This window comes from Cytobacillus mangrovibacter (assembly GCF_042865275.1).
In the GTDB taxonomy this organism is placed as follows: domain Bacteria; phylum Bacillota; class Bacilli; order Bacillales; family Cytobacillaceae; genus Cytobacillus; species Cytobacillus mangrovibacter.
The window spans coordinates 185,304-210,156 of sequence record NZ_JBIACJ010000007.1 but is presented as its reverse complement, the minus strand read 5'-3'; the positions used below and the strand labels follow the sequence as shown (position 1 = coordinate 210,156).

General features: G+C 35.4%; 28 protein-coding genes, 1 pseudogene and 1 riboswitch. Of the genes and pseudogenes, 8 read left to right on the top strand and 21 right to left on the bottom strand.

Going from position 1 to position 24,853, the window contains the following annotated elements:
• Positions 1-332: 332 nt before the first annotated feature.
• The 10 genes from ACFYKT_RS14525 to ACFYKT_RS14480 form a co-directional block, all read right to left on the bottom strand.
• Positions 333-1,163 (bottom strand): DUF2935 domain-containing protein, encoded by an 831-nt coding sequence (locus ACFYKT_RS14525; protein ID WP_389220950.1) that lies wholly within the window; start codon positions 1,161-1,163, stop codon positions 333-335.
• Between the two features lie 193 nt (positions 1,164-1,356).
• Positions 1,357-2,127: a DUF817 domain-containing protein gene (locus ACFYKT_RS14520; protein WP_389221196.1), complete on the bottom strand. Its 771-nt coding sequence runs from the start codon at positions 2,125-2,127 to the stop codon at positions 1,357-1,359.
• 78 nt (positions 2,128-2,205) lie between these two features.
• Positions 2,206-2,421: a helix-turn-helix domain-containing protein gene (locus tag ACFYKT_RS14515; RefSeq protein ID WP_389220948.1), complete on the bottom strand. Its 216-nt coding sequence runs from the start codon at positions 2,419-2,421 to the stop codon at positions 2,206-2,208.
• Between the two features lie 10 nt (positions 2,422-2,431).
• On the bottom strand, positions 2,432-2,914 hold the full coding sequence (locus ACFYKT_RS14510) for a DUF2975 domain-containing protein (protein ID WP_389220945.1): 483 nt from the start codon (positions 2,912-2,914) through the stop codon (positions 2,432-2,434).
• Positions 2,915-3,196: 282 nt separating this feature from the next.
• Entirely contained in the window at positions 3,197-3,742 is a 546-nt protein-coding gene (locus tag ACFYKT_RS14505; protein ID WP_389220942.1) for a DUF1697 domain-containing protein, read from the bottom strand.
• 470 nt (positions 3,743-4,212) lie between these two features.
• Entirely contained in the window at positions 4,213-4,602 is a 390-nt protein-coding gene (locus tag ACFYKT_RS14500; protein WP_389220939.1) for a hypothetical protein, read from the bottom strand.
• Between the two features lie 264 nt (positions 4,603-4,866).
• The gene (locus ACFYKT_RS14495) at positions 4,867-5,088 is read right to left on the bottom strand and encodes a cyclase (protein WP_389220936.1); all 222 of its coding nucleotides are present in this window, start codon (positions 5,086-5,088) and stop codon (positions 4,867-4,869) included.
• Positions 5,089-5,352: 264 nt separating this feature from the next.
• On the bottom strand, positions 5,353-5,526 hold the full coding sequence (locus ACFYKT_RS14490) for a hypothetical protein (RefSeq protein ID WP_389220933.1): 174 nt from the start codon (positions 5,524-5,526) through the stop codon (positions 5,353-5,355).
• Between the two features lie 112 nt (positions 5,527-5,638).
• Positions 5,639-6,394: a class I SAM-dependent methyltransferase gene (locus tag ACFYKT_RS14485; RefSeq protein WP_389220930.1), complete on the bottom strand. Its 756-nt coding sequence runs from the start codon at positions 6,392-6,394 to the stop codon at positions 5,639-5,641.
• A 169-nt stretch (positions 6,395-6,563) separates the two neighbouring features.
• Positions 6,564-7,427, bottom strand: a complete 864-nt coding sequence (locus ACFYKT_RS14480; RefSeq protein WP_389220927.1) for an aminoglycoside phosphotransferase family protein — start codon at positions 7,425-7,427, stop codon at positions 6,564-6,566.
• A gap of 199 nt (positions 7,428-7,626) precedes the next feature.
• On the opposite strand from ACFYKT_RS14480, the gene ACFYKT_RS14475 reads away from it, so the two are divergent.
• Positions 7,627-8,352, top strand: a complete 726-nt coding sequence (locus ACFYKT_RS14475; RefSeq protein WP_389220925.1) for a class I SAM-dependent DNA methyltransferase — start codon at positions 7,627-7,629, stop codon at positions 8,350-8,352.
• 175 nt (positions 8,353-8,527) lie between these two features.
• Here the strand turns inward: ACFYKT_RS14475 and ACFYKT_RS14470 are convergent, their stop codons facing one another.
• From ACFYKT_RS14470 to ACFYKT_RS14460, 3 genes are all read right to left on the bottom strand, one after another.
• The gene (locus ACFYKT_RS14470) at positions 8,528-8,881 is read right to left on the bottom strand and encodes a hypothetical protein (protein WP_389220922.1); all 354 of its coding nucleotides are present in this window, start codon (positions 8,879-8,881) and stop codon (positions 8,528-8,530) included.
• A gap of 202 nt (positions 8,882-9,083) precedes the next feature.
• Positions 9,084-10,082 carry an NADP-dependent oxidoreductase gene (locus ACFYKT_RS14465; RefSeq protein ID WP_389220919.1) on the bottom strand — a complete coding sequence of 333 codons (999 nt, stop codon included), beginning with the start codon at positions 10,080-10,082 and terminating at the stop codon, positions 9,084-9,086.
• Between the two features lie 3 nt (positions 10,083-10,085).
• Entirely contained in the window at positions 10,086-10,445 is a 360-nt protein-coding gene (locus ACFYKT_RS14460; protein WP_389220915.1) for an ArsR/SmtB family transcription factor, read from the bottom strand.
• Between the two features lie 616 nt (positions 10,446-11,061).
• Between ACFYKT_RS14460 and ACFYKT_RS14455 the strand changes: the two genes are divergently transcribed.
• Positions 11,062-11,451: a GNAT family N-acetyltransferase gene (locus tag ACFYKT_RS14455; protein ID WP_389221193.1), complete on the top strand. Its 390-nt coding sequence runs from the start codon at positions 11,062-11,064 to the stop codon at positions 11,449-11,451.
• An 88-nt stretch (positions 11,452-11,539) separates the two neighbouring features.
• Here ACFYKT_RS14455 and ACFYKT_RS14450 read toward each other — a convergent pair whose 3' ends face one another.
• The 3 genes from ACFYKT_RS14450 to ACFYKT_RS14440 are packed head-to-tail and all read right to left on the bottom strand — an operon-like array spanning position 11,540 to position 13,789.
• Positions 11,540-12,070, bottom strand: a complete 531-nt coding sequence (locus ACFYKT_RS14450; RefSeq protein WP_389220912.1) for a GrpB family protein — start codon at positions 12,068-12,070, stop codon at positions 11,540-11,542.
• Positions 12,071-12,127: 57 nt separating this feature from the next.
• A complete protein-coding gene (locus ACFYKT_RS14445) occupies positions 12,128-12,838 on the bottom strand; it encodes an NAD(P)H-dependent oxidoreductase (RefSeq protein ID WP_389220909.1) in 711 nt (236 codons plus the stop codon).
• Between the two features lie 39 nt (positions 12,839-12,877).
• Positions 12,878-13,789: a DMT family transporter gene (locus ACFYKT_RS14440; RefSeq protein ID WP_389220906.1), complete on the bottom strand. Its 912-nt coding sequence runs from the start codon at positions 13,787-13,789 to the stop codon at positions 12,878-12,880.
• Positions 13,790-13,913: 124 nt separating this feature from the next.
• Between ACFYKT_RS14440 and ACFYKT_RS14435 the strand changes: the two genes are divergently transcribed.
• The gene (locus tag ACFYKT_RS14435) at positions 13,914-14,798 is read left to right on the top strand and encodes a LysR family transcriptional regulator (protein WP_389220903.1); all 885 of its coding nucleotides are present in this window, start codon (positions 13,914-13,916) and stop codon (positions 14,796-14,798) included.
• Between the two features lie 175 nt (positions 14,799-14,973).
• On the opposite strand, the gene ACFYKT_RS14430 is transcribed toward ACFYKT_RS14435, so the two are convergent.
• A complete protein-coding gene (locus ACFYKT_RS14430) occupies positions 14,974-16,143 on the bottom strand; it encodes an MFS transporter (protein ID WP_389220900.1) in 1,170 nt (389 codons plus the stop codon).
• Positions 16,144-16,230: 87 nt separating this feature from the next.
• Positions 16,231-16,330: riboswitch (purine riboswitch) on the bottom strand.
• Between the two features lie 187 nt (positions 16,331-16,517).
• On the opposite strand from ACFYKT_RS14430, the gene ACFYKT_RS14425 reads away from it, so the two are divergent.
• Positions 16,518-17,144 carry a LysE family translocator gene (locus ACFYKT_RS14425; RefSeq protein WP_389220897.1) on the top strand — a complete coding sequence of 209 codons (627 nt, stop codon included), beginning with the start codon at positions 16,518-16,520 and terminating at the stop codon, positions 17,142-17,144.
• Between the two features lie 100 nt (positions 17,145-17,244).
• Here ACFYKT_RS14425 and ACFYKT_RS14420 read toward each other — a convergent pair whose 3' ends face one another.
• Entirely contained in the window at positions 17,245-17,469 is a 225-nt protein-coding gene (locus tag ACFYKT_RS14420; RefSeq protein ID WP_389220894.1) for a DNA-binding protein, read from the bottom strand.
• Positions 17,470-17,718: 249 nt separating this feature from the next.
• On the opposite strand from ACFYKT_RS14420, the gene ACFYKT_RS14415 reads away from it, so the two are divergent.
• From ACFYKT_RS14415 to ACFYKT_RS14405, 3 genes are read left to right on the top strand one after another with little or no spacing between them, the layout of a single operon-like run.
• Positions 17,719-17,940 carry a heavy-metal-associated domain-containing protein gene (locus ACFYKT_RS14415; RefSeq protein WP_389220891.1) on the top strand — a complete coding sequence of 74 codons (222 nt, stop codon included), beginning with the start codon at positions 17,719-17,721 and terminating at the stop codon, positions 17,938-17,940.
• 40 nt (positions 17,941-17,980) lie between these two features.
• A complete protein-coding gene (locus ACFYKT_RS14410) occupies positions 17,981-19,882 on the top strand; it encodes a heavy metal translocating P-type ATPase (protein WP_389220888.1) in 1,902 nt (633 codons plus the stop codon).
• Between the two features lie 3 nt (positions 19,883-19,885).
• Positions 19,886-20,575 carry a Crp/Fnr family transcriptional regulator gene (locus ACFYKT_RS14405; RefSeq protein WP_389220886.1) on the top strand — a complete coding sequence of 230 codons (690 nt, stop codon included), beginning with the start codon at positions 19,886-19,888 and terminating at the stop codon, positions 20,573-20,575.
• A 45-nt stretch (positions 20,576-20,620) separates the two neighbouring features.
• Here the strand turns inward: ACFYKT_RS14405 and ACFYKT_RS14400 are convergent, their stop codons facing one another.
• Positions 20,621-21,346, bottom strand: coding sequence for a hypothetical protein (locus tag ACFYKT_RS14400; RefSeq protein ID WP_389220882.1), 726 nt, complete (start codon positions 21,344-21,346; stop codon positions 20,621-20,623).
• Between the two features lie 31 nt (positions 21,347-21,377).
• Between ACFYKT_RS14400 and ACFYKT_RS14395 the strand changes: the two are divergent.
• A pseudogene (locus ACFYKT_RS14395) lies at positions 21,378-21,521 on the top strand (helix-turn-helix domain-containing protein); the annotation flags it as partial.
• Between the two features lie 188 nt (positions 21,522-21,709).
• Here the strand turns inward: ACFYKT_RS14395 and ACFYKT_RS14390 are convergent.
• Together ACFYKT_RS14390 and ACFYKT_RS14385 are read right to left on the bottom strand one after the other, a co-directional pair.
• Positions 21,710-21,841 (bottom strand): anti-repressor SinI family protein, encoded by a 132-nt coding sequence (locus ACFYKT_RS14390; protein ID WP_389220880.1) that lies wholly within the window; start codon positions 21,839-21,841, stop codon positions 21,710-21,712.
• Between the two features lie 329 nt (positions 21,842-22,170).
• Positions 22,171-24,720, bottom strand: a complete 2,550-nt coding sequence (locus ACFYKT_RS14385) for a LuxR C-terminal-related transcriptional regulator (RefSeq protein ID WP_389220877.1) — start codon at positions 24,718-24,720, stop codon at positions 22,171-22,173.
• Positions 24,721-24,853 lie beyond the last annotated feature (133 nt).

The following is a 24,853-nucleotide window of genomic DNA, read 5'->3' as shown; positions in this document are numbered from 1 at the left end:
CTCCTTAAAAAAATTTTATAAAAGGATTGACTAATGCATCGAACACACTGTATAATTAAAATAGGGATAATATATTTAATTATACTTTCGGGATGTACATCTATATAAATTTAGCATAAAATCTCTCTTTTTTCAATGCACTGGACTTAAATTTTATGATTGTTGACTTATAAGTGATTTTTATGATGCAAATAAGGGGACCGCCAAAGTTGGCGGTCCCCCTATTTGCTATGGCTCCAATTAGCTTAAGTCAAAACAAAAAGTACCCTCTTCGGTACCTTAAATTTGTAAATATTTCTTCACAGATAGATATGGGAAGCCTGATCAAAACTCTATCTTTGTTTAGGTATTCCCCCTGTAAGATGGGATTCAAACATATCAATAATCTCAAGAAATCTTTCAGCCTCACGGAAAACATGATCCGCTAACAGTGGGTGAATAATACTTTTTATTTTACATTCTTCAATTAAGTCTCGAGCAGTTTTCTTAAAGTCACGAAGAGAAACGACAGATACGCGGTTTTCATCAAGGAATTGATCTAATAGAGGAACTGTTTGCGATTGTGGTCTCATTGAATCTAAGTCTCTTGCTTGAAAAAGTAATGTATCAAAATCATTGCTAAAGTTTCGTGCCATATCAACTAGCTTTCTTTCCGATGGGTCAAGCAGATGCCCAATAAACTTTGCATGATCTGCCATTATTCTTAAGAAAAAAACATTTTCTTTAATAATTGCATCCTCTAGAGGCTTTAGCTTTCCTTCATTTAATTCGATTAATCTTTTTCTAAAATAATTGGCCTCTCGACTAGTATGATCAACTAATAAAGGGAAGTTATTCGCACCTGGCAATTTACATGTCAGAATTAACCCTAATACTTTTCGCTTAAAAGCGAATATACCTGTAGCAGCTTGTTGAACTTCTGAATTAAATCGTTTAATTTGTCCTGGGTCTGTCTGATTAGTAAATGAATGAGATCGCTGTTCAATTTGTTCAAACAATCGATAATATTGATTTGCTTCCTCAATTAATTGTGTATCATCACATCGAAACCCTAACCTGAGAAATAAAGAATGTTCTTTCATGATTCTTGACCAGAAACGAATTTCATCTAGAGATCGAGTAACGAACATTTCAGCATTGAAATCTTGTGAGTTAGCATTCATCACAATGTCTCCCCTTATCCAAGATTAGATAACCATACTTCACTTAAAATGTATTAACACATATTCGTAAAAATACTGCTTTCCATACAATAATTTTATCATCCTGAATGAAGAAGAATTGACATTTGTAGTGTTGCTAATCATTTATTAAGGTGTGTTCTTACTGTTCACAGCCAAGAAAATAGTTCAGCATCTATTTTTGAGGTATTTTTCCCTTAACCTGCTTTAACGTCGCAACAATAAGAAAGCTAACTATCACTAATAAAAGCCAGGAACTTACCTTCCCTAGATGAACGAGACTCCACGCATCCTTTTGATTCGGATATTCCCAAGCTCCAAAAAACGTTGCAATATTTTCTGCAATCCAGATAAAAAACCCAATGAGCACAAATGAAAACGCAAGCGGCATTCGGTAACGCGTTCCATTAACCTCATAGGTGACCCATGATTGCCAAAAGACAATAATAACAAGTGCAGATAGCCACCATCGTACATCAATCCAAAAATGATGGGTGAAGAAATTTAAATAAATCGCAGCGGCAAGAGGGACAACGGCCAAAAACGGCGGCCATTTAACCAATTCAACTTTTAACCTCCTCCACGCCTGACAAAGATAACTTGCCACACTTGCATACATAAATCCGCTATACAAAGGCACACCAAAAATCTTAAAATATCCTTCCTCTGGATATGACCAGGAACCCATATGTACCTTAAAAAGTTCAAGCGCAAGTCCAATTAGGTGGAACACTGTGATAACCTTTAGTTCATCCCGTGTTTCAAGCCCAGAACGCACCATCCACCACTGCATCAGTAGACAGATGATAAGCAGCCAGTCATACCGAGGCAAAAATGGGAGCGGCAAGAACTTTGTAATGGCTAAAGAAGCAAAGATAACGACAGGAAACAAACAGGATAGGGCCTGCTCCCACCCAAAATGAACGAGCTGTTTTAACGCGCTCATGCTTTTCAGTTTCCCTTTTTGCATGGTTATATTCATGAGTACCCTCTCCCTTTTATCATTATTCCTGCTTAATTATTCTTAAGTTTCTTCACCATTTCGGTATTCTAAAATATCTCCAGGCTGACATTCTAATGCTTTGCAAATGGCCTCTAAAGTAGAAAATCTGATTGCCTTTGCCTTTCCATTTTTCAAAATAGAAAGATTGGCCATTGTTATTCCAACTCTCTCCGAAAGCTCTGTAACACTCATTTTCCTTTTCGCCAACATCACATCAATATTGATTATAATTGCCATTGTTTTCACCTCAGACCGTTAAATCATTTTCTGATTTTATATCAATTGCTTCTTGTAAAAGTTTTTGGAGAACGGCTGCAAAGACTGCAATTACCATCGACGCAAAAGGAACAACCAATCCAACGAAGATCACACCTGGAGCGTCATCCATCTCCGCAAAAAGATAGAAAAGCGGCAAGGCTAGAACATGCAAACAGCTGATTGTAATTGCACAGTATTTAATTTTCTTTAAAGCTATGACAGAAAGTAGCGAGAAGGCATTATTCTTGTCAATAAGGCGTAACAGATTGAAAGCCTGATATAAAGCAAAGTAAAAAGGTAGCGCCGAAGCATAAAAAATGATGTAAACAAGATATTTAATAAAAGCAAACTTTGGAAGCAATTTTGCTGCCACATCCCCTATCTCAGGAACCAAAAAGATGCACAACGCAAGAATCGGAATTCCAATTAGAATAAGAGCTATTTTCAAAAAGAGCGTTGACACTTGTTTCATAAAAAACACCTCACGTATTTGTTGTCAGTATGAATTTAACATATTATTTATCGTTTTTCAATAAATAAATATTGATTTTTATTATATTATTATCGATATAGGATGTTCCTATTAGCTTTGATTATTGAATTAAACATTTTCTTTACTAAAAAAAACAAAAAAGTAGCGTTAATCCTTTTGTTGGATCAACGCTACTTTTTATACCATACACGTACTTATCGAATGAGTAGCCATTTTCCTCCATCCATCTAAATAATTCTTACATAATTATCAGCAGGCGAACTAACTGTTTTGAGCTTGCATGAGTTCGTATATTTTACGAGTGGTGTTAACATTCCTTACCGTAACTTGTTTGTATAGCTTTGATCCAATAATCTTTGTCATTCCGCTTTTTGTTACATTTTCCTTATCAATAGACCATAAAATCGCGCCGGGTACATATTTCACCGTGTCAATATTTGGTTTGATAACTAAATTCTCAAGTACAGATTCATCATCAATCTCATCCCATAAAAACATAACATCACTTTTCATTTCTTTGTCATTTTTCCATGTGTCTGGTATAGCGTTAATAATTCCTCTAACATCATCGACACTACGCACTACTACTTTTATCTGTAATCCAAAATCATTATGTATCGCTTCTTCCAAAATACTCGAAAGTTCAATTTTTGATGCGTTATCGTATGAGAAAATAATATTACCAGTATTGATGTATGTTACTACATCATTCATCCCAACTTGTTCAAATGTTTGTTTAAGCATCTTCATGTCAATTTTATTATTTCCACCCACATTAATTCCTCGTAAAAGAGCGATATAAACCATAAACATTCTCCTTATTTAATTTTATTTATTACTAATATAAAGATTTGTGTTACACTTAAATATAGTATAATATTCAGAAAATAAAAAAAGGGGAAGACTAATATATGCTCGAAATCCTTTTGCTTGTTATTCCAATATTAGGGGCTTTATGGTTTTTAAATCTCACTAACTTTTTAATAAACTTAAAAAATGGCGATCGAATTCATAACCAAAAGGTATTGGGAGTCTTTTTAACCTTTATTTTTATCTTCGCTCTTATGTACTTCTATATCGGGACTCTTTAAATATATAAAAACATATTACTTAGCAGCTAAGAGCTTATTATGCTTACTCACTTCCCAAATTCCTATTACTAACTTTCTAGCGGCTCTCCATATAACTCATAAGCAATATTATAATAAATTTCTGTAAAGATCTCTTCCGTCCATGCTTAGTGAATACGTTCGATTCAAATATAGTCTTAACCTCTCTTACCCTTCAACTTGTGATAGATAATACTTCTTTTTGCCGTTGTATTCAACAATTAGGATGCCTTCAATTTCGTTTGTTGTATAAATTTTTGAACCTATTGGTAATTTGTTCGCCATTCCGTTGTTAAATGATTTAGTATCTTTATCTGTGAATAATTCTGAAATCTCGCCAATACACTCTTTCTTGGTAAGTTCTAATTCATTCACCCAAACAATATCTGTTTTATAAATTAACCCATCCCATTGCAAAATATCGGCATTATCATCAAGACGCAATACTTCTTCTGCATCTGGATGCTTCGAAACCGAGGTTTTGGTTTCCAAATCAACACAACTTGATAAATAAAATAAACTTACAACCAGCATTAAACTTAATATTGGTTTATTCATTTTTCACCCCATCTAATTAGACGGACTTGAATAATTATTTGTTACTTTCAAAGTTCAAGTTAATGGATTGGTAGATTTGAAAAAGACATGTTGAAAGGTAAAGTTGAAATTTCAGTAGTTACCTTTATTATACGATTACCATCATAAAAGGGTTTGATTTTTCAACTAATTTAAACTGTAACAAACCTTCTTTAATAAAACTGCACCTTGCGTCAAAAAAAGAAAAAGCTACCTCATTTGGCTGCTTACATTTAAAGAAACTCATTACTCGTCTCCAAAACTTCGTTTATGTTTTTCATTAATAATTCTCTTGTTAAGAATTCTCACTTTGCCAACCATTAGCAGTCTCGTATCTTCTACAATATACCTAGCTAATTCTTCGTCAGAAATATCATCGCCATCAATATCAAGACGAAATTCCTGCCCCTGAATTCCACCCCCATTGGTAAACTCAATTTCAAAGTCGAATAGAACCCTTTTCTCCATTTCAATGCCACCTTACACTCAGTTATAGAACGTTATAAAATATATTCTTATTGAAATAAACTAATACCTTCTTCCAATAAATTGAACATTGGTTTAATAAAAGTAAGCTGCCTGTTTTGGCAGATAGCTCCTAATTAAGCTGTTTTTATGGCTCCATATCATTCTCTCTTTAAAATAACTGCACTCTAAAATAATCTGTTAAGTTAGTAAAAAGCATCTTTTAGTTTGTGAAAAGAAATTCTATTTGATTAAGCCAATATATTTTTAACTTTTAAAATTATCTTCTAATTCTTTCTCCATTTGTTCATCGCTTAGCTTTTCTATTCCAACATCTTTAATCTTAAGCTGTTTTTGAATCTGTTTTAATTGGTATTTAATAGTCGAAAGACTGAATACGACATATAAGATAAATAAAACAGCCACAATGCTCCAAAACATAGATATCCTCCCTCGTTTATTCACAATCGATAGATTACCTACTTAAATTAACTTGCCGCGTTCATGAATAAAAAAACGAATTGAAAGAAAATACTCCAAATTACAAGCATTTTCACTTTTTAATGGCTTTAATAATCATCGTTGTCGGGAATCGCCTTGCTTTGTATAAAGAATAGTAGCGATCGGATACTTCTTCTTTCATCGAATGATAATTTGCTGACACGTCGCTTTCTATGACAGAATCAATCGTAAATCCGGCTCCAATCAATTCATTTATGTATGTACTCAACTTTCTTTTATGAATGACCATAGGCGCATCTTCACCTTTAAAGCTTTTATAAGTTAAAACTTCCTCATTCTGGTACGACCCATTAAGGCAAATTTGCCCATCTTTGCTTGTCATATGAGCGTATAAAGGATGATCCCAGCTAAAGATAAAGCTTCCCTCTTGCTTCAAATAAGAGTGAATTAATTTAAAAGTAGCTGGTAAGTCTGTCGTCCAGCCAATCGCATAAATGGAGTAAACATAGTCAAAATATAATTTCGGCAATCCAATTTCCTTTTCCATTGGTGAGCAAAATAAATTGGTCTCAAAACCACTAAGTGTTTCTTTTGCTGTACTTATTTGTGACGAGGAAAAGTCAACTCCCCACAATTCACTAACACCTTTATTAGCCATATACAGTAATGAGTGTCCACTTCCACAACCAATATCAAGTACTTTTTTATCTTTCATTTCTCCAAATAATCCTAATTCATCTTCCGTTTGTGTAAATGGTCCGTAACTTGGTAAAGCATCTATTCCATTAAAATGATGTGCTACTGTATCCCAACTTTTTTGATTTTGTTTAATCATTTCGATATTCATATTTACCCTCCATATCTCTTAGCCGGTTCTTTAGGTTCTAAAAATTATCTACTACTATTCTTTTCTACTAAAATAGAGCCCCGCTAACCTTTTTCATAAAAAACCTTTAATTAATCAAACTTCGTTCGTATGATAAGGTCGGCTAAAGAATATTTTTTTTAAAATAAGATTATAATAGAAATTGTTTTAAAATCACTAAATTCTCTTCAAGAAATACTGCATTTTTTTCAATTCCACGGCGTTTACACCAACCGATGCTATTGAAAGCATCTGTAAATCGATAAAAAGGCAATACAACTTCTAAATCAATTAATGGTCTGATACTCTTATAGCCTTCTTGATAAGCCTGATACAAAAGGATATCAAAGCGTAGAAAATCACGATACAGCTTGGTAAAATCGATTTCCGTTGATCCAAATCGTACGCTTTCAAAATCGATCACACCTGAAACTTTATTACTATCCACAATTATATTTGCTGGACGAAAATCCATATGTACAAAACTAGGTCCATCAGGAGATGGAAGCTGCACTTTCATTTTTTCAAATTTATCAATAGCTAAATTGTATAAATGCTGATCCAAAACGAGGCTTACATCCTCTGCAAAGCTATAGAATTGCTTTTCAATAAAATTAGACCAGTTCAGGAATTCATTTTGTATGCCAGTTAACAATTTCACTGCTGGCGGCTGAATTTCATGCATTTGGGCATGAAGGACCCCTACTTGATACGCTACTGTTGGTGAAGCCTCAGATGTTAACGGTTTTCCTTTTAATTCAGATAATAAAAAAGCACCTGTACACTCTTCATCACCAGACCAATAATCTAGCATTTCGGGAATTGCAACATATCCTTTTAAAATTTCATAAGCTTCTAACTCCCGCTGAAATTTCAACTTTGTATAAGGAATTTTCAAATAAACATTATCACCACTAAGCAACTGACATTTATATACTGTAGAACTATGTGAATCTTCAACCTCATTAATTGATCGTACATACAATCCAAATTGTTGAATAACACGATTTAACACGAAACTTCCCCCTTAGCTTCAATTCAAACTTAAATTATTTCTTCCGATTTCTACTAATTTAAGAAATCATTTAACTTATAAGTTGATTTATTATGAAAATTATAACAACTATTGTAGAATATTGGAAACTTTTCTATCATAATGAAATTGATTGTGTGTATAATTATTGTGACAATTTTTCTCAAAGGGGGCTTCATTATTGCATACAAATGGCTCTAAGTACTATGACAATGAAGAGTTCTTTAAAAATTACACTTTAAAAAGGGCTTCACTAAAAAATCCTAATGATACAATTGAAAAACCAATCTTTATGGAATTAATGGGAAAGGTATCACAGTTAAACGTTCTTGATTTAGGCTGTGGTGACGGCAGGTTTGGAGTTGATTTAATCAATTTTGGGTGTAAAAGTTACCAAGGAATTGAAGGTTCTATTAACATGTATAATTCCGCGTTAAACAACCTTGAATCATTTCAAACTAGTAATTTAGTCCACTCAACAATAGAAAATTGGAATTTCCCCAAAGGGCAATTTGATTTAGTAGTTTCGCGATTGGTCCTCCATTATATTAAGGATATTGAAGCCATATTTGAAAGAATATATCACTCCTTATCGGATGGCGGCAAATTTATCTTTTCTATTGAGCACCCCGTTATCACATCCACTTTACAAAGTAGCGGAAAGAAAACAGATTGGGTAGTTGATAACTACTTTATTCGAGGAAAACGCGAACAACATTGGCTTGGAGAGAATGTTACAAAGTACCATCGAACAATTGAAGACTACTTTCATCATCTTAAGGCTGTTGGATTTAACATAGAATCTTTAAGAGAGTCTGAACCAAAAATGGATAATTTTGAGAACGAGGATATTTTTAAGAGACGATTAAGAATCCCCTTATTTTTATTTTTTTCTTCTACCAAATAGATTTTACTTAGTCGTCAAGTATTTGGCGGCTTTTTCCACTCCTTTTAACAGATAAATCCTATAACTAAAATGAATCCATTTTACTTCAACAAAAAAAGCGTTAATCCTTTGATCAACGCACACATTCATTCTAAGTACACAAGGTAATAGTTTATTGGCAAATCTCTTTTGGAGCCTAACCTTGTCCTTTTCGTAATATTTCTTCATTTACTTTTTGGGTAAATGAAAATTTTATGATGGCCAGTACAAAAAATAGCATGCTAATAGCCCATAGAACACCAGCAACACCAAGACGCAAGGTTATTTCTTCAGATGCCATTGGATGGTTTACATCAAAACTGATTGCATTCAAAGCTTGATTTACAGCCCAACTAAAAAATACTAAATACCCAATCACCAGCCCATAAGCCATTCTAAATGGTTTCTGTCTTTTTGAAAAAAATAATAGTATTACTACAATGAAAGTTATTCCTATGACGATTGAAAAACCACCTGTCAACATTCCCATGGTTTCCTGTTCCATTGGCATACCTTTTCACTCCTTAAAAGTTTCGTTCGTTCAGGAGAATCGTAGTTTTCACTTGATCAAGCATACTGCTGAAGGTTGATCTCCATAATAATCTTTACGAGCGGCCTCATTGCACCTGTGGCTACCCCAAACTATATATGCACGGAAATACTATATTAAAGTATTTTCTTTTTTAATTAATTTTCCATCCTTTTGTTGGAAACTATTTGATTTTCAATATTATTTTCCCTTTAGCTCTTCCTGCCTCCGCATATTCCATCGCTTTTTGAGCCTCTTCAAAAGGAAAAACTCTATCAATTATAGGTTTGATTTTACCAGTCTCAATAAAGTTTGCGATAATACGTAATTGATCTCCACTTGGCTTCATAAACAAAAACGAATATTGAACATTATGCTTTTTTTCAAGCGCAGTAAGTTTATGACTTGCTGCTGAAAACAACAACGTTTTAAAAAATCCGGAACCATATTCTTTACCAAAACGAGCATTTGGTAAACCTGAAACGGAAACAATTTTCCCTCCGTTTTTTATCACTTCGAATGATTTTTCGAGTGTCTCGCCCCCTAATGTATCAAATACGGCATCATAGTTTTTCAGTATCTCTTCAAATTTTTCTGTCTTGTAATTTATAATTTCATCTGCACCTAGAGATTTTACTAAATTCATACCAGCAACACTTGCAGTCGTTGCAACAGTGGCACCCATAGCTTTAGCCAGTTGAATCGCAAAGGTACCCACACCACCAGCCCCAGCTTGAATCAAAATCTTTTGTCCCTTTTTCAATTGCATAATGTCTATTAAGGCCTGATAGGAGGTTAACCCAACAAGCGGGATCGATGCCGCTTCTTCAAAGCTCAAATTTTTAGGTTTTAAGGCAATATCATCTTCATGAATAGCGATATATTCAGCAAAAGTACCAATTTTACTTTTACGTGGACGTGCATATATTTCGTCACCAACTTTAAAACGAGTCACTTTTGCGCCAACCTTTGCCACAACACCAGAAAAATCATTCCCTAAGGTAAGGGGCATTTGATATTTAACTAACAATTTCACTTTCCCATCGCGTATCTTAAAATCAACAGGATTAATACTAGCTGCATGAATTTCTGCGAGTACCTCATATTCACCAATTTCAGGTGTGGGCATTTCTGCCAAACGCATTGGAACTTTCCCATATTTATCAATAATCATTGCTTTCATTGCTTATCCCCCCGAAATTCCATCATTTAAATAAAAGTTTTGCATGAACTTATCAATATCCATCACAAGCGTTTTTAATAAACCTAATTCTGAACGTACGTTAATATAATAAAAGTTTTTTGTCCCTTCTTTACGCATTAAAATAATACCAGCATCTCGCAAGATTTTAAGATGATGGGACACGGCAGGCCGAGAAAGATGGGTTTGTTCTGTGATTTCACCTACACGCAATCCTGTTTGACAATCGGTCCCCATTAAAACTAGCAAGATCGCTTGACGTGTTTCATCACCAATCGCCAATAGTACTTTTTGACAATTAATAAAATCTTCTTTAATCATATTTAGTTGATCCTGTTTATTCATTCAGTAAAATACCTCCATTAATCAGTTTAATGGTTTAAGTTGATGAACCATATTACCAAATACTACAATATACTATGGGTGGTTTCGGTGCAATATTGAGAAAGCAAATCGAGACGAACCAGATTTTAGAAGAACATCATTTCTGCTCAGTATTATTATGAACTTGAGATAGTTGATCGACGGAATAAATAATTTGAATCCAGGCTTAAATAAGTGTAGAAAATTATAAAGGGTTCACCTTAGAGGTGCATGACCTTGTTTTGACTTTGCAAATGCCAGAGAATTTGACAACAAAATAACACAGAAAAGAGTGCTTTTTTGATTAGAAATGTCACTCTTTTTTTTAGAATGTTTTAGCAAACTTTGGTGTTTTGGAATAATTAGAGATATTTTTACTAATGTTTCCTCATTTTGGTAGGCAAGACCCCCTATTGGCTACCGCACTCACTGAGTTTTCACCATTTCGGTAGACAAGAGCCCTTATTGGCTACCGTACTCACTGGGTTTTCATCATTTCGGTAGGCAAGACCCCTTATTAGCTACCGTACTCAATAGGTTTTCATCAATTCGGTAGACAAGACCCCTTATTGGCTACCGTACTCACTAGGTTTTCACCATTTCGGTAGGCAAGACCCCTATTGGCAAACAACTCAATGGGTATTCTAAAACGGCCAAAGATTTTATTAGAATGGGCATAGTGTTAAATGAGAAATTAATTGGATACGCTGACTTAGCCTGTATAAAAGATAATACTGCTGAATTAGGTATTGCAATTGGAGATACTGGACTATGGGGACAAGGGATTGGATTTCATTCTGCTATATGTATGATCGAACATGGCTCAAAAAAATTAGGAATTAGAACATTTAACGCAGAAACACATGAAGAAAATATTCGATCAAGAAAAATGCTTGAGAAATTAGGATTTCAAGAAATAAGTAGAAACGGTAGTGAAGAATACTTAGGGATGACTAGCAAGCTAATACAATATAGACTTAAAGTGTAAAAGGGAGAAACCTAATCATAAGGATTCCCCTTTTATTTCTTTCAATAAAATTATTCATTTAATCAACAATATTTTGTCACAGAAGCCTCTATTCAATTTGAAGATTTCTAAATCTGTACCAGTCCATTGCTTTTTCTTCAATTTCTCTAACAAGATGTTCCTTTCCATTTATATAAGAATCAATATCATATGGAAATTGTTGTGCCAAACGTTCTTTTAACTCACCATAACTCTTTTTTTCATCTGGATGATTTCTAAGATAATCACGAAAAGCTAAATGTCTTATAATTTCAGGACTTCCAACCTCATAAATATGTACATGATGGGAACGATTGTCTCCACCTTTTTGAAAATATCTCCTTCCAGGTATTCCCTTCTCCCCTTTAGGTTCATATCCAATCTTCCCCATTTTTTCGATATATTTATCGACAATGGTAATATTCGTAACAACCGGCATGATATCAATTATTGGTTTGGCCTTTAATCCTTGAACTGAGGTGCTGCCAATATGGTAAATGACAACACTTTCGCTTCCAAAAACACGGTCCAGTTTTTCTACTTCTTCTTCAAACATTAAAGCCCATTTTTTATTATACGAACACACTTCTACCTTTCTCAAAATATACTCCCCCTCCCATACAGTATAATTCTAAAAATTTCCCTTTCGTTTAAGGAATTATCTATACTCCATCTTTAATTGATGATGTTCGTCATAATGAGAAGTAGGATGGTATGGGATAGATGGGATTTTCGAGAGGTTATGTAAACGTGTTTTATACTCTTCCAAGTATCGCTTTCGATCTTCTTCATTATGTGATGGAGTCCATGCAATAAATGGTTCGACAGGTTCTAAACCAGCAAAGTAAAGCATTCCATGATTAATATGATAAAGTATCTTCTCGTGGATGTCACCGTCCATTCCAAACGGTGTATACGCTTGTATAGGAGAACCTGTTGTAGTGGATAACATCGCCTTTCTGCCTTTGAGTCTGCCAGTATCATATCTGTTATCTCTTGAGTAAACGAATCCTGAAGCAAATACTCTGTCAAACCAGCCCTTTAAAATGGCAGGAACAGAATACCACCATAAAGGAAATTGAAAAATAACAAAATCTGCCCAAAGAAGTTTTTCCTGCTCTTCTTTAATATCTGGAGAAAAAAGATTCGTCTTAGCTGCATGTTTTTGTTCTAATGCATATTTTAGAAAGTTCTCATTTTCAAGCAACTGAAAGTCATTACGGTCAGCAAGAGCTTTGAAATTCATTGCATACAAATCAGACACTTTAACTTGATGACCTAAAGCTGTTAATTCTAAAACAGCAAGATCCTTTAAAGCCCCATTAAAGGATTTAGGCTCTGGATGTGCATAAATAATAAGTATATTCATTATTACTCCTCCTTTTGAAAAAATCTATTTCTACAGCAATCAATGTCTATCCTCTGCAACTTTGCCAATTTCTTTTGTAATCCTCATTTGACGTTGTTTTTTAGATATAGAGTTTGCTATGAGTACACCTGTTAAAATGAGCAAAGCACCAAAATAACCTTGAAGCCCCATGTTTTCATGTAGGAAGATGAATGCAAGTATAGCAGAAAAAATCGGTTCGAGTGAAAATAGAAAACCTGCACTTTCAGGTGTCGTGTATTGTTGAGCAATCGGCTGCATGACAAAGCCATAAGCTGAACAAATAAGTGCCAGACCAAGTATCGCAAACCAATGAATTGCATCCCCTGGCAAAACAGGTGTTTCTAATAAAAGGGTTAAAATGATTGCATACGTGGTAGCAAATCCCAATTGATAAATTCCTAGCTGCAAGGCATCAACTTCACGTACAAAGCGATTCGTTACGATAATATGGATTGCATAAAGGAGTGCAGCTAATAAACAATATAATGAGCCTGATGCAAGATTAAAATCATCTCCGATTATTAGTAATGCTAAACCAGTGGTAACAATTAGAATACCCCATACAATTTTTTGACTTGGCAGTTTATGTGTAATAAATGTTTGCAATACAGGAACAAGGATTACTGTAGTACTCGTCAAAAAACCAGCTGTAGACGCAGTTGTGCTTTTGACACCATACATTAGTGCAATGAATATCCCACAAAGCAAGGTTCCTACAATCGCACTATAAATCAACGTTTTAGTATTAACATGAATTATCTTTTTGAAGAATATTGCTAGCATAACGATAAATGCAATCCCAAATCGTAAAGCGACAATTGTTATTGGAGGGATCTCATCTACACATAGCTTCATAAAAATATACGATGCTCCCCAAGCCATTGAAACAGTAGCTAAAATCCAATTTGCTTGTCGTTGTGTCATAACCATCTGCCAACCCCCTTTTCCTCTATTTCTCAAAGCTTAGCGTTATCGTACCATCTAAATTTACATTAATAAAACGAATATTTATAATAGAACTATTAGAAATGCTAATGCAGAGGGGGTTGTTTGGATGAATTTGTATTATGCTTTTATCAAGGCAATTGAAACAGGAAGCTTTACGAAAGCAGCTGAAGAGCTAGGCTATACTCAATCTGCCATTAGCCAGATGGTGCATTCATTGGAGGAAGAGCTTTCTACTACACTTATTTTACGCTCACGAACGGGTATTACATTGACACCTGATGGTGAAGAATTTTTTCCATATATTAATAATATTTATCATTCACATAGGAAATTGCTAGAAAAGCACAAAGAGATGGTAGGGCTACATAGTGGGCTTATTCGAATCGGTACATTTTCTAGTGTTTCATGTCATTGGCTGCCAATATTAATGAAGGACTTTAAGGAGCAGTACCCTACTGTTCATTTTGAATTGCATCAGGGGGAATACACGGATATCTCTAATTGGATTAAAGAAGGGAGCGTAGATTTCGGCTTTGTGAATCCAAATGCTGTATCAAATGTAACGACCATTCCCTTGCAAGAAGATGATATGCTTGCCGTATTGCCGCCAGATCATCCTTTAGCTGCAGCCGAAAAAGTGACATTGGAACAATTAACGAATGGTCCTTATATCCTTTTAGATGAGGGAGAAATTAGTGAACCATTAACTATTTTTAAACAAAACAACTTTGAGCCTAATATTCAATATCGAGTCCATGATGATTATACGATTATGTCTATGGTTGAACAAAGATTAGGCATTTCTATTTTACCAAAACTCGTTTTAAGCAGATGCCCATATAACATTGTAACAAAAGAAATCTCTCCATCTGTCATTCGAACAATTAGCCTGGCATACAAGGACAAAAGGGTTTTGCCGATAGCAAGCAGATATTTTATTGACTTTATTATTAAAAGGCATGGGGAAACCCTAACCGATAAGCCTTATTGAGTTTAGTTTGAACTACCTTTTGTTCGATTTTCGTCAAATAATTGCCCTCTTGTACCACCATTATTAAACAAAAAAGCGCCTCTCCATATTGAGAGAACGCCTTTGGATATTATGTTTTTAAATATGCTCTTTCAGTATGAGCAAGTTGCCCGTAAATTCACTCAGCTTGCTTTATTTAAGCAGCATTTGTATTATCTCTTGCAATCGTTGGTCTTGTCAAAGAAAAGACAGCACATACTAAGGCGATAATGACAATAACACTTCCAAACCAAGCCGTACTTGAAATAGAACCCGTTTGGTTTAATACAAGTCCACCTATTGCTGACCCAAGTGAAATACCGATTTGTAAGGCAGAGTTGTTAAAGCTTTGCTGGATGTCTGAAGTTGCAGGGTCTGTTTGAATTAAATAGCTTTGTTGGGGTGGCGCAAGACTCCAGCTTAGTGCCGCCCATATCATCATCACTGGCAGGAATAGAACAAGTGAAAAAGTCGTTAATGGCAATAAGCAAAGGACAAGCGCAAATGCACTGATAACGATGATGATGCTTTTAGGCGCACCAATCCAATCCGAAAGTGTTCCGCCAAATGCTCCTCCACTTACAGCTGCAATCCCAAATACAAAATAGCAAATACTGATCCAAGTTGAATTTAAATGAAGATTTGTTTCTAAGAATGGCGTGAAATAGGCATAAAGCGTATAATGGCCTGCTAGCATAAACATTGTTGCTAGATGGGCACTGCCTAATTTTGCACTAGCTACCGCTTTTAATTGCTGGGAAAGTGAAATTGTTTTTTCTCCAGGAATACGCTCCAAAAATAGAGAAATCAGCACCATTGACCCAATTGACAGCACTGCGATTCCAAGGAATATGATGCGCCATCCAAATGTGTCGGAAATCAAGATGCCGACTGGTACACCCAATACAAGTGATGAACTAATTCCCATATAAATAAGCCCTAACGCTTTTGCTCGATGAGCAGGTGCAACAATTTTTGCCGCAATTGTTAAAGAAAGTACGACGATCAATGCCGTGCTTGTTGCAGTCAGTACCCTCGCTATCATCATAAAGGTAAAATTCGGACTGAAATACGTTAATACATTACCGAGGAAAAAAACGAACAAAGAAGCAAGATACAATTTCTTCCGTTCAATTTTGCTCGTTAATACAAGTAGAACTGGTCCGGCAATGGCATAGATAAGAGCAAAAACTGTAATTAGCTGTCCGGCAGCACTTAATGAAATGCTAAAATCATCGGCAATGGTCGGCAATATTCCGCCTACAACTAATTCAACCAATCCCACTGCAACAGTTGATAAAGCTAGTATAAAAACTTTCAAATTCATAATCTGTTTCGCATCCTTTCCTATAAAAGCTAAAAGAAATAGGCTAGAAGGTCTTTTTTAGAAAACAAAAAAATCCTGATTACAAAAAATGATTCATTCATTTTCTGTAATCAGGATTTTAAGGTTCCTGGTAGAGACCCTCAAGCCATATTCTTGAGGTTATACAGTTAATATTTAATTTGTTTATGTTCACTTTGTACATAGTACTACGCATTATTTTATTTTTCAAGCGGAAAATTATTTCCAGATGAGATTTTAGTACCCAAATGGTACATTCTAAACGAAGTTTGTTAATTACTTAATAGTCCATTTACTTATTCACGAGTTTATTGATACAATATTTCCAACATTTGAAATGGATTGGAGGAGATGATTTGCTCACACTTTCAACATTGAGTGCGTTTGTCATTATTGTCTTTGGACTATTTCTGATTCCAGGCCCTGCTGTTTTACTGATCGCCACTCGTACAGCTCAAAGCGGACGTAAAGCTGGAATTATCGCAGGCCTTGGGATTGCGACGGGGGACATTATTCATACTTTATTTGCCGCAATTGGACTATCTGCCATATTAATGACTTCTTCACTTGCTTTTACTATTGTAAAAATTGTCGGAGCAGTATACCTAATTTACTTAGGAATACGGGCTATTCTAGAAAAGCCTGCGGATCCTCAATTACCAAATCACTCTCCGAAGAAGACGTCAAATACTTATAGCCAAGCCATTTTAATTGAAGTTCTTAATCCAAAAACCGCTCTCTTCTTTCTGGCATTCCTGCCGCAATTTGTTCACCCTGAGCAGGGATCATCCTTTCTTCAATTTTTGATCCTTGGATTTATCTTTGTACTGTTAGGGGTATTATACACAACATTTGTAGCGATGAGTGTACAACTGCTTGGACGTTTTGTGAAGCGGATGTCTTGGATTGGTCGCTGGAGCAACAAAATGGTTGGAGTCATCTATATTGGTCTTGGCCTAAAAGTCGCTATTCAAAGTCGCTAAATCTAGGGGTAAATTACAAAAAGGCTGTCCACTGATTTGTAAGTGGTTCAGCCTAAAAAATCCTATCATGTGTACGATTACAGCTCATCTTACACTCCATTCAATGCTCGTTTTTATTGGCAAAAGATAGACCTTTCTCATTAAGCGTTTCCTTCAGTATTCTCACTGCTTTCGGTCCAACCCCATGTAATTTCAATATCTCCGATTCAGTCACTTTTGTTAATTGTTCTAATTTAATATATCCAGCAATGGATAGCGCACGAGTGGCTGGCTTACCAATCTTGGGTAATTCGCTTTTTGTTATGCCTTCATTAATATTTTCCATATATAATGCTCCTTTCCTATAAAAGCTAAAGCCCTTCATTGACTTATATCTGCCAACGTAACTCCTTCCTTTATACTTTGTTTTTTTTACCCACTTACAGTTAATTCCCTCAAAAAACAATGCTATGTCCTATTTCAACAGCCTCTATTTGAATTCCTGCTTATTACTTGACGCATATCAAGGAATCCCATTTTCATTCCATATAAGATAATGATAAAGATAAAACATTACTTTTAGGGGGAAATCATTATGAAAACAGCAACATATCAGCTTGAGCCACTTACTTGTCCATCATGCGTCAAAAAAATTGAAGGAACATTGAAGAAACAGCCAGGAGTCAGTGAAGCAAGAGTTCTCTTTCACTCAAGCAAAGTAAAAACGAGTTTTGATGAAACAATTGTTAATGCAAAGGAATTGAATACCATTATTGAGAAACTAGGTTACCCAGTCTTAGCAAGTAAAGAATCCTAATTTAAGGATTCTTTTCTTAAAATCAAAAGAGGTGAAAAAAATGAAAGATCAAATAAAGTCAAAAATTGTATTTGTTTCAGCGGTATTGTTATTAGCATCCTTAGCCTTCTTTTTAATGGATCTCTCTACTCTAATAAACAGCTCGCTACTGATCACTACCGCAATTGCAGGCTTCCCTATTATGGTAAAAGCATTCCAGTCCCTGCGTATGAAGGCCTTCAGTATTGAATTACTCGTAACGATTGCTGTTATAGGCGCCTTGTTTATTGGGGAGTATGTAGAATCTGCAGTTGTCACATTTTTATTCCAATTCGGAGCTTATCTTGAAGCTCGAACACTTGCAAAAACGCGTTCATCATTAAAATCATTAATGGATATGGCTCCACTTGAGGCAAAAGTGATACGAAATGGAGAAACAATCATATTACCAATTGATAAAATCATGCAAGGAGATCATGTCCTTATCCAATCAGGTGAAAAAGTGGCAGTAGACGGGAAAATTGTTTCAGGAACTGCCTTTATTAATGAAGCAACAATTACTGGTGAATCTGTCCCAGCTAATAAAAAGAATGGGGATCATGTATTTAGCGGAACATTAATTGACAATGGGTATATAGAAGTAATCGCGGAAAAAGTAGGTGATGATACTACTTTTGCAAAAATTATTGAGCTTGTTGAAGAAGCACAGGAATCAAAAGCTAAAACACAGAAATTTGTGGAAAGGTTTGCGAATTTCTATACACCTGCCATTATCATCCTCTCCATTATTGTTTATTTAATGACAAGGGATATTGAATTAACTCTGACTTTTCTCGTAATCGCCTGTCCAGGTGCACTTGTAATCTCTGCTCCCGTCTCTATTGTTGCAGGAATTGGCAATGGTGCAAAAAACGGTGTGCTTATAAAAGGTGGAGAAATAATGGAGAAATTCGCTCGAGTCAATGCAGTTATTTTTGATAAAACAGGGACATTAACTAAGGGGATGCCAGAAGTAGTAGCGATTCAGACATTTACCATGAATGAAGACAAACTATTGCAATTAGCAGCACAGGCAGAGACCATTTCTGAACACCATCTTGGACAAACAATAGTACGCGAAGCCAATAATCGAAAGCTTGATATTCATGAAAAACCAACACATACTGAAGTGATCAAGGGTCAAGGAATCACAGGAATGATTGAGAATCTATCCTTCGCAATCGGGAATCGAAAGCTAATGATTGAAAATGAAATTTATATTTCTAAAGAAATCGAACGAGCAGCTATGATAAATGAGAAAAAAGGATATACAGCCATATTCGTTGCATTTAATAAGAAAATTGAAGGCATTCTTTCCATTGCCGACCAAATTCGTCCAGAAGCAGCCGAAGTGATTCGAAATTTGAAGGCAAATGGGGTAAAAAAGGTGTATATGCTGACTGGAGATAACCGACATACAGCAGAGCTTGTTTCGAGACAGCTTGGCATTGATCATGTTTATGCCGAAATGCTCCCTGAAGACAAAGTAGCTAAGCTGCAAAAGATTCAGAAAGATGGATATCAAGTAGCAATGATTGGAGATGGCATTAACGACGCCCCTGCCATCGCGGCAGCAGATATCGGTTTAGCAATGGGCGGTGCCGGTACAGATATTGCTATGGAAACAGCTGATGTAGTTTTAATGTCCGATAAGCTCGATCGACTCCCACATGCATTCAAGCTCGCAAAGGCGACCGTCAGAAACATGAAACAAAATACATTCTTTGCAGTCGGAACCGTCCTACTCCTTCTTGTTGGTGTTCTTTTGAAGAAAGTATTCCTTGCTTCTGGGATGCTGATCCATGAACTGAGTGTGCTGATCGTAATCACTAACGCGATCCGGCTAGTGCGGTATAATAATGTTAGGGATAGGAATTATAAGCATAAATCCATTCCTGCATTACTAACGGAAAAGGGTGTATAAATCTTGAGTAGCTGCGGTCATGCGGGACAGAAGGGCAATCAGCTTTGCATCTCTGCTGTCCCTATTTTCAATCATTTGAAGCAAGAAGAAATGGAAGAAATCGTTAAGACTACACGAATGGAAAAGTTTTCACGCGGTGAAATTATTTATGAGGCTGGAGATGCTTCTGATTATATGTATATCATTCACCGAGGACGTGTGAAAATTTATCATCTCGCTGAATCAGGTAAAGAGCAGCTCATTCGCATGATGGAACCAGGAGATTTTATGGGTGAGCTTTCTCTTTTTTCGAAATCCACTTTTGACCATTATGCGGAAACAATGGAAAATACGGAGATTTGTATTATAAGGCAACAGGATCTACAAGCCTTTCTCTTAAAATGGCCATCGATTTCGTTAAAATTACTTGATGAATTCAGCAAGCGGCTTTTGAATGTCGAGAGGCTTGTCAGCAGCCTCACTTCTGAAGATGTAGAAAAACGAACAGCTTCTTACTTAGTGGAGTTGGCAGATAAGGAAAATACCTTACAATTCACCCTCCCCTTAAGCAAAAAAGACCTTGCCTCCTATCTCGGTACAACACCAGAAAGCATCAGTCGTAAATTAGCTGATTTCGAAGAGCAAGGTTTACTCGTACAATCTGGACAAAAAGGAATTGAAATACTGGATTTGGATGGATTGAGGGGAATTTAATTGAATTTCGGGCATCATGGGCGGCATGATGCCCGTTTTATAATTTTATTTATTTTTAATTCTTCTGTTACGAATGAATAATACTATGAGAGTTGCAGTTAAAATTCCAATTACTGAATATAACAAGATGTTTTCATTTCTATCGGTATTCTCAGGCAAACTAATTCCACCGCCCATTTCTGGGTTATCATCTGCATCTTTGTATCTTTCATAAATTATTTTTTGAAAATCGAGGATATTTTTTTCTTCACTCATTAGATTTACAGCAGAATGCGATAGTGGTTTGACACTTTTTCCATTATAGATGTACCAGGCATCAAAAGGAGCCTCAAAAAGGAGATGTTCACCATTCTCTAACTTTAGTTTGTCTAGATTTCGAGTAAATTCCAATCCAAAACCAAATGCGGATAGTTCAAATACTCCTGCTTTATTTTCATAAGTACCAATTACATTAACAGGTACACCATCTTGGTAAACTACAGAGATATATTCGTCTGAACCTATAATTCCTGAGCCATCTGTATTTTTGTTTGCAGCAAATTCTTTAGTAAGTACATAAACATGATGAAGTGGGCCAAATGTAATATTTTTCGAGTTTGGATTGAGATTAAAATTACCTGCATGTGCTGCAGTTAGGTGTTCTATTACGATATCTATGAAAAAGTTATCTGCAAATTGTTGTGCTCCTTTTGGTATATCACTTTCTGCGCTAGTAGGTATTCCTAATGCCAAAATCATTAAAATTGTTATAATCATTATAAACTTTTTCACATCATATCCTCCTTTCACCCCCCATTAAGTAAAAAAAGACCTTGCCTCCTATCTCGGTACAACACCAGAAAGCATCAGTCGTAAATTAGCTGATTTCGAAGAGCAAGGCTTACTTGTACAATCTGGACAAAAAGGAATTGAAATATTGGATTTGGGTGGATTGAGGGGAATATAATTGTTTTTTGGCAAAATAAACTGCAAGATGTAAAACGTTCTAAAGGATAAATAAATAATGGCTATTGTAGGCTTCTCATTAATTGACTAAATGTTTGAGAAGCCTCTTTAAGGCATGGTTAGTGTTGAATCAATACCTTCCGAGATCTCCTTTTTTGATTGTTATGCGAAGACCGAGTAAATATGAAATTATTCGGAGAAAATTTCTTTCCTATTTTCATCTAGTTGGCGTAGAAAAAACTCTCGTATATCTTCTACATTTAGACCAATTTCCATTGCTTCAAAGATTAATTGAATCCATTCTTGATCTAACTTTTCCAATGTCTTCCCCCCAATAAAAATTGATTTTGTCACATATTAATGGCATTCAGGCCCTTATCTTAAGAAATTTGAGAAGTATAGTTTCACTTAAAAAACAAATATACAGAGTATTCAGAACATAGTGTTATATAAATACAAGGTTAACACACTAATTACAATATTAAACAATTCTGTTTAATCCCACTATTGAGGAATGTTAATACTTTTTCTATAAAAACCGTTTACTGATGACTATGAATAAATGCAAAAAACACATCCATAAAAAATTGGATGTGCCTCCATAAACAGCTAATAAATAATTAATTTTTAACTATCAGTCAACCATATTTTTAAAAATTCCATTCTTTCACCAGTAAGATTGCTTGTGTTCGGGATTGAACTTCGAGCTTGCTATAAATAGTTGTTAAATAGACACGTACCGTTCCTTCAGAAAGAAATAGTTGACTAGCAATCTCACGGTTTGATATGCCCTTTGCTAATAACTGGAGTACATCCAACTCACGAGGAGTAAGGCGCTCTTTTATTGATTCATCAGTAATCTTATTACTAGTTCTTAGCAATTCTTCAATAAAGGAAAGTGGAACAGATTTGAAAATTTCATTCGAATCCTTTTTTCTGAACGTTTCATACTTTTTTACTAACGGAATAATATCCTCTTCATCAAGGAAGATTCTTTTATATCCATAGGAAGCTCCTAATTCCATTGCTTTGTGTATCGCGGTAAAGGCTAATTCTAAACGATCTACTTTCATATAGCACCGTGCTTCAAGTAATGAAGCCTCAATTATCGTTGAAATTTGATCCTCATTTAATGATTTTTCTTTTACACGGATAGCGATTGACAGAGCCTTTTGAACATCATTTATGGCAAGTAAAAATCGGACGTAAACGAGCAGCCAGAACTCTTGGCCTAATTCAATTTTAAATGTTTCCGGCCTTTTCATTTTGAACAGTTCGGTTTCAGCTTTTTTTATATCAGACTCCATTAAATAACCATGGGCCTTCATCGCTTGTAATGAACGAATCCAATACCACTCAGTCACTCCCTGCATGGCATGGTCCAACACAGCTTGAGCTGCGGCAAATTGCCTTTTTGCCATATAAATCCTACTTTTCAATATATAAAGAGGAATGGATAAACCAGAATCTTGAAAGCGAAAGGCATATTGCAATCCCCCTTCGATTTCTTGAAATGCTTCTTCAAGTAAATTTGCTTCATACAATATCTCAGCTAAAACAGCATAGCTAAATCCCATCATATTTTGTTCTTTAAATTCGGTTTGTTGAAAGAAATTCGCGAATGCAATCGACTCATCTACTGAAGAAAACTTCCCCTTTGATCCTATCAATGTTCTGGATATTTTTGCTTCAAACTGATTGTATTGCATCGGAATATGATCCCATCTAGAACTCACTCTTCCCTTTTGAAGCTGCTTCAGAATAATTTCTGCAACTTGCTCCTTATCATCCCCAATTGCCATTAGAACATATGCTTTTAATGTAGTTAGAATACTAACGACTCCTTGATGATCAGGATGATCCATCCATTGGTCAAACTTATGCCTATGTTCCAGTTCATCAATGATTTGCTTTGCCTTTTGCAAGTCAGGAATAGCGGTTAGTGCAATGGTATACATGACAATCGTTTCAAATGGAAGGGGAAATTTAACTTCTCTGAATGTATCAACCCAGCGCACTAATGTTGTTATTTGACCTGATGTAAAGATATCTACAAGGTAGGTTGTAATCCATGAATCTGCCAAATCGTATATTTGTTGCTGTATAACTAATTCAATCGCTGAAATATAATCCCCATTTTCACACAAAAGTGTTCCTGCCTTTTGATAGATGGCCTTTACTTGTTCTTCATGATACTTATTTCTCATTTCTGTTTGAAGAGCATCTGCAAATAATTGATGATACCGAAAAACAGGGTTCTTTAAAGACATTCGAACGGTAAACACACCTTTTTCAACAAGTTCTACTAATACATCATAACTATCTGTGCGATTTGTTAAAGAATTACAAACCTTTGGGTCCAACATGTTTAGGACGGAAGTTTGTAAAAGGAAATCCTGAATAGCAGGTGACAGCGCCTCAAAAATTTCCTTCATCAAAAACTCGGCCACAAACGGGTGTGATCCATCAAATCTACTCACATCTAACTCATCAGTTGCAATGGATAGACTGGCTAATTGAATACCTGCCACCCATCCTTCCGTAATATCCAACACATCTTGATATAATTTGTCTCCATTCAATACAAGATTTTTCTTTTTATATAAAGCTTCAACTTCCTCATATGTGAAACACAGTTGTTTGAAACCAATTTCTGTGAGCCATGATTTCACTCGCCATCTAGCTATTGGAAGTGAAAGACTCGTCCGGCTTAATAGATAAACACGAGTATTATTAGGCAAATAATCGATAAAGCGAATCATCATCTCGTGTATGAGGGGATGATCAATAAAGTGATAGTCATCTAAGACAATATGTAGATTTTCTTTAACAGCACTTAATTCATTTAAGAAAGAATCAATGATAAGCTCATATGGAGCTGGGGGATGTGAAGTAAATAGTGGAAATAGTCGTGTATCTAAGTCATTATTTAAAGTGTCAGACACAGATTGTATGACATATTTCCAGAAACGAATCGGATCATTATCAAGCGTTTCAATTGAATACCAAGACCTAGGTTCGTCCAGTTGATTTATCCACTGACTAAGGATAGTTGTTTTCCCATAGCCCCCTGGCGCTTGAACAATCGTTAATTTGGTGGAATGGCCTTTTTTCAGTAATTGATGTAACCGCTCTCTATTGATCGCCATATTTGTCATACTTGGTATTTTTGTTTTCGAGTTCAACCAAATTGTATTCATTCAATTCCTCCTTCTAGGGTCAAGCCTTTTGGAACAATTTGGGCATTCTACTATCAAGTATAACTGCATATATCAGAAACTGGAAGATAAGGAAACATTTTAAGTACTAAACTCATCAGCATGCCCAATATTA

Coding starts and splice junctions, on each gene's coding strand:
- ACFYKT_RS14525 (WP_389220950.1), bottom strand. CDS start 1,163: ATGAATGCTAACTCACAAGATTTCAATGCTGAAATGTTCGTTACTCGA.
- ACFYKT_RS14520 (WP_389221196.1), bottom strand. CDS start 2,127: ATGAGCGCGTTAAAACAGCTCGTTCATTTTGGGTGGGAGCAGGCCCTA.
- ACFYKT_RS14515 (WP_389220948.1), bottom strand. CDS start 2,421: ATGGCAATTATAATCAATATTGATGTGATGTTGGCGAAAAGGAAAATG.
- ACFYKT_RS14510 (WP_389220945.1), bottom strand. CDS start 2,914: ATGAAACAAGTGTCAACGCTCTTTTTGAAAATAGCTCTTATTCTAATT.
- ACFYKT_RS14505 (WP_389220942.1), bottom strand. CDS start 3,742: ATGGTTTATATCGCTCTTTTACGAGGAATTAATGTGGGTGGAAATAAT.
- ACFYKT_RS14500 (WP_389220939.1), bottom strand. CDS start 4,602: ATGAATAAACCAATATTAAGTTTAATGCTGGTTGTAAGTTTATTTTAT.
- ACFYKT_RS14495 (WP_389220936.1), bottom strand. CDS start 5,088: ATGGAGAAAAGGGTTCTATTCGACTTTGAAATTGAGTTTACCAATGGG.
- ACFYKT_RS14490 (WP_389220933.1), bottom strand. CDS start 5,526: ATGTTTTGGAGCATTGTGGCTGTTTTATTTATCTTATATGTCGTATTC.
- ACFYKT_RS14485 (WP_389220930.1), bottom strand. CDS start 6,394: ATGAATATCGAAATGATTAAACAAAATCAAAAAAGTTGGGATACAGTA.
- ACFYKT_RS14470 (WP_389220922.1), bottom strand. CDS start 8,881: ATGCCAATGGAACAGGAAACCATGGGAATGTTGACAGGTGGTTTTTCA.
- ACFYKT_RS14465 (WP_389220919.1), bottom strand. CDS start 10,082: ATGAAAGCAATGATTATTGATAAATATGGGAAAGTTCCAATGCGTTTG.
- ACFYKT_RS14460 (WP_389220915.1), bottom strand. CDS start 10,445: ATGAATAAACAGGATCAACTAAATATGATTAAAGAAGATTTTATTAAT.
- ACFYKT_RS14445 (WP_389220909.1), bottom strand. CDS start 12,838: ATGAATATACTTATTATTTATGCACATCCAGAGCCTAAATCCTTTAAT.
- ACFYKT_RS14440 (WP_389220906.1), bottom strand. CDS start 13,789: ATGGTTATGACACAACGACAAGCAAATTGGATTTTAGCTACTGTTTCA.
- ACFYKT_RS14435 (WP_389220903.1), top strand. CDS start 13,914: ATGAATTTGTATTATGCTTTTATCAAGGCAATTGAAACAGGAAGCTTT.
- ACFYKT_RS14430 (WP_389220900.1), bottom strand. CDS start 16,143: ATGAATTTGAAAGTTTTTATACTAGCTTTATCAACTGTTGCAGTGGGA.
- ACFYKT_RS14420 (WP_389220894.1), bottom strand. CDS start 17,469: ATGGAAAATATTAATGAAGGCATAACAAAAAGCGAATTACCCAAGATT.
- ACFYKT_RS14415 (WP_389220891.1), top strand. CDS start 17,719: ATGAAAACAGCAACATATCAGCTTGAGCCACTTACTTGTCCATCATGC.
- ACFYKT_RS14410 (WP_389220888.1), top strand. CDS start 17,981: ATGAAAGATCAAATAAAGTCAAAAATTGTATTTGTTTCAGCGGTATTG.
- ACFYKT_RS14385 (WP_389220877.1), bottom strand. CDS start 24,720: ATGAATACAATTTGGTTGAACTCGAAAACAAAAATACCAAGTATGACA.